The organism is Longimicrobium sp., assembly GCF_048594345.1.
In the GTDB taxonomy this organism is placed as follows: domain Bacteria; phylum Gemmatimonadota; class Gemmatimonadetes; order Longimicrobiales; family Longimicrobiaceae; genus Longimicrobium.
On sequence record NZ_JBMDXM010000014.1, the window covers coordinates 22,090 to 28,632 of the forward strand.

The 6,543-nt window shown below is 69.2% G+C and carries 4 protein-coding genes; all 4 read left to right on the forward strand.

The features are described 5' to 3' along the window. The first annotated feature begins 67 nt into the window (after nt 1–67). The 4 genes from fabF (at nt 68) to ACOJUJ_RS01290 (ending at nt 5,619) form a co-directional block, all read left to right on the forward strand. Nucleotides 68–1,315 carry a beta-ketoacyl-ACP synthase II gene (gene fabF / locus ACOJUJ_RS01275; protein WP_420125024.1) on the forward strand — a complete coding sequence of 416 codons (1,248 nt, stop codon included), beginning with the start codon at nt 68–70 and terminating at the stop codon, nt 1,313–1,315. Nucleotides 1,316–2,068: 753 nt separating this feature from the next. Further along, nucleotides 2,069–2,389 carry a hypothetical protein gene (locus ACOJUJ_RS01280; protein WP_420125025.1) on the forward strand — a complete coding sequence of 107 codons (321 nt, stop codon included), beginning with the start codon at nt 2,069–2,071 and terminating at the stop codon, nt 2,387–2,389. Nucleotides 2,390–2,923: 534 nt separating this feature from the next. After that, entirely contained in the window at nt 2,924–5,005 is a 2,082-nt protein-coding gene (locus tag ACOJUJ_RS01285; protein ID WP_420125026.1) for a leishmanolysin-related zinc metalloendopeptidase, read from the forward strand. Continuing rightward, on the forward strand, nt 5,002–5,619 hold the full coding sequence (locus ACOJUJ_RS01290; protein WP_420125027.1) for a hypothetical protein: 618 nt from the start codon (nt 5,002–5,004) through the stop codon (nt 5,617–5,619). The genes ACOJUJ_RS01285 and ACOJUJ_RS01290 overlap by 4 nt, the downstream gene beginning before the upstream one ends. Nucleotides 5,620–6,543: the final 924 nt, after the last annotated feature.

A 6,543-nucleotide genomic window follows, 5' to 3' on the forward strand; every position in this document is an offset into this window, starting at 1 on the left:
CTCCTTTCCATACGGGCCGTCCCCCGGGGCGGCCTGGCCCGAGCTTCCCGTAGACCCGGAGCGGCTGATGAATCGCCGAGTCGTGATCACGGGGACCGGTCTGCTCACGCCCGTCGGGCTGGACGTCCAGGACTCCTGGGCGGCCCTGCTCGGCGGGCGTAGCGGTGCCGGCCCCATCACCCAGTTCGACGCGTCCGCGCACACGGTGCGCTTTGCCTGCGAGGTCAAGGACTTTGACCCCGGCATCTACATCGACCGCAAGGAAGTGAAGCGGACCGACCGCTTCAGCCAGTTCGCCATCGCCACGGCCGTGCAGGCCATGAAGGAGGCGGGGCTGGACGAAACCTTCGATTCGCTGGATTCCGAGCGCTTCGGCGTCATCATCGGCAGCGGCATCGGCGGCATCCACACCTTCGAAGAGCAGCACGGGCGGATGATGGAGAAGGGGCCCGGCCGCGTGTCGCCCTTCTTTGTGCCGATGTTCATCAGCGACATCGCCGCCGGCCTGGTCTCCATCCGCTACAACGCCAAGGGCCCCAACTACTGCACCGTGTCGGCGTGCGCGTCGGGCGCCCACGCGGTGGGCAACGCGTTCCGCAGCATCAAGTACGGCGAGGCCGACGTGATGCTGGCGGGCGGCACCGAGGCGTCCGTGACGCCCACGACGATCGCCGGCTTCGCCAACATGACGGCGCTGTCGACACGGAACGAGTCGCCCGAGACGGCCAGCCGCCCGTTCGACGCGGGCCGCGACGGATTCGTCCTGGGCGAGGGTGCGGGGATGGTGCTGCTGGAGGAGCTGGAGCACGCCCGCGCCCGCGGCGCCACCATCATCGCCGAGGTGGTGGGCTACGGCCAGACCGCCGACGCGTACCACATCACCTCGCCCGCGGAAGGCGGCGAAGGCGCGGTGCGGGCCATGCGCCTGGCGCTCAAGGAAGCCGGGGCCGACGTGTCCGAGGTGGACTACGTGAATGCGCACGGCACCAGCACGCCGGCGAACGACAAGAACGAGTCGGCGGCCATCAAGACGGTGCTGGGCGACCGCGCGCGCGACATCATCGTCGGTTCGACCAAGTCGATGACGGGGCACACGCTGGGCGCGGCGGGCGGCCTGGAGGCGGTGATCTGCGCGCTGGTCTGCCGCGACGGCAAGATCCCGCCGACTATCAACTACGAGACGCCGGACCCGGAGTGCGACCTGAACTACGGGACGGGGGGGATGACGGAGCGGCCCGTGCGCCTGGCCCTCAGCAACTCCTTCGGCTTCGGCGGCCACAACGTGTGCCTCGCCATCCGCAAGTTTGAGGCGTAGCAGGGCGGGGGAGTTCGACGGATGCGAAGCGGCCCCGGCGCGATTCTGCGCCGGGGCCGTTCTTTTCGCACTGCCGCCGCGCCATGGGTGCGAGCAATGGGCGAAACAATTCTCTGCAACGCCCACACGAGGTCTGCCTTCGTGCCACTTTGTGGACTGGCCGACTGGCTTACGATCGTGTGGCCTCATGCTCATACCGAATCCCGATGTTCCTTGTGCACCCGATCCGATCATGGAAAAGACTTGTCGCACACGGGGTCAACGGGGTCAAGGGTAAAGATCAAAACCGTTGACGCGGTTGACCCCGTGTGAGAATGTCCGTTTCTGGAGGTGCAGCGGGGTGTCGCTCGAATTGGCCACGAGTGCACAACGACCCAGGGGGTACGCCCCGGATCTGCCGTTCCGCGCCGGCCCGGAATCAATTCTGAGGGTAACACTTGCGCATCGTAAATCGGCGGTAAACATTGGTTCTCCGCATGTCACTCGGGCCTCCGGATGAAGGTCAGTACCCTTAGTGCGCCAGCAACGCTCCGGGTCGGCGTTCCTCTCCTGTCCGAATGCGGAGGGTACCGCGCTCTGTGGAGCCCGGTGTTGGCAGACGTCCGCTCGTTCGTGTAATCCCCTCATCTAATCGCGCCACCGCTTCCTGCCATTCCACCCGGGGAGGCGCGGCCGATCTGCGGGTGACACGGCGCGTTTTCGTATCTCCGCATCCCATCCCCCCACCCCGCACCGGCACCCGAGGAGAACCCCATGAAGAAGATCCGCCTGGACCTGGACGCGCTTTCGGTCGAGACCTTCAGCACCACCGGCGGCGAGGCCGAGGCCCGCGGCACCGTAAAGGCGCACCGCCCGGATTACACGCAGGGCTGGGACTGCCAATCCATCGATATCTGCGAGACGGGGGATTGCGCCACCTACGCCGAAAGCGAGTGCGGCACCTGCGCCACCCTCTGCGCCACATGCTACGAGTACAGCTGCGGCGTCACGATCTGCAACACGTGCGTGACGTGCGGCGAACGCACCTGCCAACCGGGCTCCTACTGCAGCTGCAACTTCTGCCAGTACTACTGATCGGCAGAGATCGAATCGGCGACGACGGTAGCGGGGTTCGCCTCGACTCCGGAGGCCACAACGTGTGCCTCGCCATCCGCACGTTTGACGAGTAGCGGGGCAGGGAAGTCGATGGATAGAAGCGGCCCCGGCGCGATGATCCGCGTCGGGGCCGCTTTGCTTCTGGCGATGGCAATCAGGCAGGACCGGCTGGACGCCGCCCAGCCTGGCGGGGAGCCCCCGCTCCGGCGGACGCGGTTCCCCGGACGCTGCGGGGGAAGTCGCGTCCAGGCAATCGGTTGCGGGTTCCCACGGGTGCCGTTATGCTTGTGTGTTCGGCCACCGCCCGCATGCGCGCTTCCCCCGCCGCGTGTACGAGGTCGGGCTTCCGCCGGATGGATCTTCCGTACGGCGCGTTCGCCGCACCGGCCCGTTCGCTCCGCGAGCCCCGTGGCGCAGCGCGCGTCCGTGTGCCTCGTCGTTTGCTGGACTGCGCGTGTGCCGCGTCCGCCGCCGCGCGCTCCTATGTCGTAACCCTGCCGGAAGTCCGCCATCATGCGCAAGCTCCTGCTCTGCTCCGGAATCGCCCTGCTCGCGGCCGGGTGCGGGGACGGCGGCAGCACGCCGTCCGTGGCCACCGCGGTGACGCTGTCGCCGGAAGCCGTGTCGTTGAACGCCCTGGGCGCCACCCAGGTGGTGCACGCCACGGTCACCGGGCAGAACGGCGAGGCGATTCGCGGCGCGGCCGTCAGCTGGGCGTCCAGCTCGGGCGCGGTGACCATCGCGGGCGCGGGCGGCGACAGCGCCATCGTGACCGCGGTGAGCAACGGTTCGGCGTCCATCACCGCGCAGTCCGGCGGCGTGTCGGCCGCGGTGACGGTGCAGGTGGCGCAGACAGCTGCCGTGTTGCAGAAGACGGGCGGCGACGCGCAGACCGGCGTCGCGGCGACGCCGCTTCCGCAGCCGGTGTCGGTGGGCGTGCGCGACCGTCGGGGCGGCGTGGTGGCCGGCGCGACGGTCGACTTCACCGTATCGGGCGGCGGAACGCTCTCCGCCGGCACCGCCACCACGGGAGAGAACGGCGACGCCAGCGTTGTCTGGACCCTGGGCACCACGGTGGGAACCCCGCAGCAGGTGGTCGCCACGTCCAGCGTGGGGAGCGTGGAGTTCAGTGCCACGGTCGCCGCCGCGGCGCCCGCCACGGCGGTCATCGCGGCGGGGAACAACCAGAGGGCGCCGCGGTCCGCGCAGCTCGCCACCACGCCGCGGGTGCAGGTGCTCGACGCCCACGGCAACGCCGTGCGGGGCGTGGTGGTGCACTTTGCCGTCACCAGCGGCGGCGGCAGCGTCGGCTGGGCGCAGATGAACACCGACGACACCGGCTCGGCCACGCCGGGCAGCTGGAGGCTGGGTGCCACGATCGGGGCCAACACCCTGACGGCTACCTTTCCCGGCACCGCGCTGCCGCCGGTGGTGTTCACCGCCACGGCGGCGAACGCGGGCGCCGTCAGCATCCAGAGCGGGCAGAACTGGGCCGCCATGGCGGGCACCGCGATCCCCGTGGCGCCCAGGGTGGTGGTGCACGACGGGAGCGGCAACCCGCTGGCGGGGATGCAGGTGACGTTCACCGCTTCGTCGGGGGGGAGCGTGGCCTCGCCCACGGCGATCACCAGCGCGGGCGGGGTTGCCTCGGCGGGGGCGTGGACACTGGGGCCGGACGCCGGGCCCAACACGCTCACGGCCAGCGTCGCCGGCATCACGGGCGCGCCCGCGGTGTTCCGGGGCACCGGGTGCACCGGCGGGGGCGGCGCCGGCTACGCCCTGACGCTCTGCTACACCACGCCGCTCACGGCCACGCAGCGCGCGGCGTTCCAGAGCGCGGCCGACCGCTGGTCCGGCATCATCACCGCCGACCTGCCGGACGTCGTGGGCGGCGTAGCCGCGGGCGACTGCGGCGACGACTCGCCCAACATGAGCCACCGCTTCGACGACCTGCTCATCTTCGCCGGCATCGAGACCATCGACGGGCCGTCGGGGATCCTGGGCCAGGCCGGGTGGTGCTATCTGCGCGACGAGGGGGCGGGGCTTCCCCTTCTGGGTTTGATGACCTTCGACATGGCGGACATGAACTCGCTGGAGGCCAGCGGCCAGCTGAACGCGGTGATCCTGCACGAGATGGGGCACGTGATGGGGATCGGCACGCTGTGGTCGGAGCGCGGGCTGCTGCAGAGCCCGTCCGGCAGTGCCGTGCTGGACACGTGGTTCTCCGGTGCGCAGGCGCTCATCGGCTTCGACGCCATCGGCGGCAGCACCTACACGGGCGGGCAAAAGGTGCCGGTGGAGAACACGGGTGGTGTGGGCACGGTCAACGGCCACTGGCGCGAGACGGTGCTGTGGCGCGAGCTGATGACGGGTTACGTGGACACCGGCCTCAACCCGCTCAGCGTGCTAACGGTGCGGTCGCTGGCCGACCTGGGCTACACGGTGGATGTGTCGCGCGCCGATCCCTTCTCCCTCTCACCCACCCTGCAGGCCGGGCCCCGCGGACCGCGGCTGGACTTGGGGAACGACATCTGGAACGGCCCGCGCTTCACCATGGACCGGCAGGGCCGCAAGACACGGATCCCGAGACGATGACGTGCTTTTCGTCGCGCCCGGGGCTGGCGCTGACCGTGGCGCTCGGGGTGTCGGGGTGGGGGGCGTGCACCGCCCGTCCCCCGGCCGCCGCCGCGGTCGTGGTGGCGTGCGTCCCCACCGACGGGCAGCTGGTCCCCGGCGCGCGCGCGGACGTTCTGTCCGGCGACTTTCGGCTGACGCTCACCGCCGACCGCGGCCCGCGCACGGGCTCCTCCGCCACGGGGACGCTGCGGCTGCAGGCGTTCGGGTCCCGGCCGGTCCCCGTTCCCCCGGCGGAGGGCGTCCGCTACCCGCTGTTCGGCGGGACGGACGTGGCGCTGGATTCCGTCGGGGCCCTGGTTCCCGGGGCGGTGGATCGGGCGGATGCGGCGCGTCCCGGCGTGCTGGTGCTGGAGTGGCCTCGCCCCGGCGCGCCGTCCGGTAGCAACCAGATCATGCTGCGCCTGGGCGCCGACGCCAACCAGGGTGGCCCGCCGCGCTTCGACGGCGCGTTTACGGCGCTCACCGTCACCGCGCTGGACGCCGATCGCTTCGCTGGACGCTGGCAGAGCGGCGGCGGAGACCGTGAGGCCGCGGGCTACTTCTGCGCGGAGCGGATCGCGTCCGGCGGCTGACTTTGGGCAAGAATGGGCCTCACGCAGAGTTACCAGAGTTACCAGAGTTTTACGTGCCGCCGCCTCTGATCTCGCGGTATGAGGCCTGATTCTGATTCTGATACGGAATCCGGGAAAACACCTGTCATTCTGAGAGAGCGCCCTCGTCGGACTCTCGGGAACGCCACGGAAGCCAGTGGCGCGACCGAAGAATCTCCCTCCCCTCGCGCGGAACCCCTTTCCGGGCAACGCCCGGGAACCAGGTCGTCACGGAAAGAATCGTGCGTTTCAGCATGGAGATTCTTCGGTCGGCGCCACTCTCCTGCGCGATCTGAGAGCGCTGCGCGGCGCCTCCCTCAGAATGACAGTTTTGTCGGATCTGGTATGACTTCCCACGTGTCGGGTGCGGGTGTGGATGGTCGACGCGGCACGATCTTGTGTAGAGGTGTCTGCAACGGTAGACGGATAGAATGCGGCAGGGGGCCATCCGCATTTTTTGGAGGAACACCATTCCCGCCACTTCCACTTCCGCGCGTGCTGCAGGCATTGGAAAGATGCGCATCAGGGTGGGCGCCTCCTCTGATTCCGGTGCGGGATCGGGGAGATTGATGCCACTGGATGGAAGGGTCGTCCCAGTGGTGCTGTTATTCCGGCGCGACAGGGTGGATGATCCGCTCAATACTCGCTGTCATACCCATTCCCATGATTCTCCGTGCACTCGGCGTTCTACTGCCGGGCTCACGCGGAGACGCGGAGGGCGCGGAGGCGCGGAGGATAAAAGGGAGGACGCGGGTGATGGCCTCACCCGCGTCCTCCTTGTCTTTTCTCCGCGGCTCTCTTTTGCTCCGCGTCTCCGCGTGAGATCTGTTCCCGGATTCTCAGCCGTCCATCGGGCGGCAGCGCAGGGGGTTTTCGTCGGAGTTGTCGTTGGTAAGGTTGATACGC

Bases quoted from the DNA above. Each gene is read 5' to 3' on its own strand.
- ACOJUJ_RS01280 (WP_420125025.1), top strand. From the start codon at position 2,069: ATGAAGAAGATCCGCCTGGACCTGGACGCGCTTTCGGTCGAGACCTTC.
- ACOJUJ_RS01290 (WP_420125027.1), top strand. From the start codon at position 5,002: ATGACGTGCTTTTCGTCGCGCCCGGGGCTGGCGCTGACCGTGGCGCTC.
- ACOJUJ_RS01285 (WP_420125026.1), top strand. From the start codon at position 2,924: ATGCGCAAGCTCCTGCTCTGCTCCGGAATCGCCCTGCTCGCGGCCGGG.
- fabF (WP_420125024.1), top strand. From the start codon at position 68: ATGAATCGCCGAGTCGTGATCACGGGGACCGGTCTGCTCACGCCCGTC.